This is a genomic window from Saccharothrix sp. ST-888 (genome assembly GCF_000955975.1).
Classification (GTDB): domain Bacteria; phylum Actinomycetota; class Actinomycetes; order Streptomycetales; family Streptomycetaceae; genus Kitasatospora.
Map to the genome: position 1 here is coordinate 1 of NZ_JYJF01000428.1, position 386 is coordinate 386.

Sequence of the window (386 nt, forward strand, 5' to 3'; positions counted from 1 at the left end):
GGTGTCCCGCCGTATCGGCGGGACACCCGGTCCGGCTTTTCGCGCGGGCCCCGGCGGACTCCAGGGCCCTCGGGTAGCCGGCTCCTCAGGACCCCCCGGGCTTCAGAAGGCGCCGTCGGTGCAGGAGTAGAATGCGTTGCCGGTTTCGGCGGTGTCCCAGACCGCGAGCACCACCTGGTGGCCGGTCCGCGCGCACCGTCGCGTCGTCGCCCGGTTCCCAGCCTACGCGGCCGGCGCCGCCTCGCTCGCGGCGACAAACTCGCGCGCGTGATCGCCCGTCCCCCGGAGCACCGCGCGCCGGGCCCCCGACCCCGCGTGGTCGGCGAAGCGCTCGTAGTAGCGGCCGACCGGGGTGACGTCGAACGCGGTCTCGGTGCCGGGCTGCC

The 386-nt window shown here is 75.9% G+C and carries 1 pseudogene; it reads right to left on the bottom strand.

The window, feature by feature from the left end:
* Positions 1-102: 102 nt before the first annotated feature.
* Positions 103-180, bottom strand: a pseudogene (locus UK12_RS45280) (lytic polysaccharide monooxygenase); the annotation flags it as partial.
* Between the last annotated feature and the right edge of the window lie 206 nt (positions 181-386).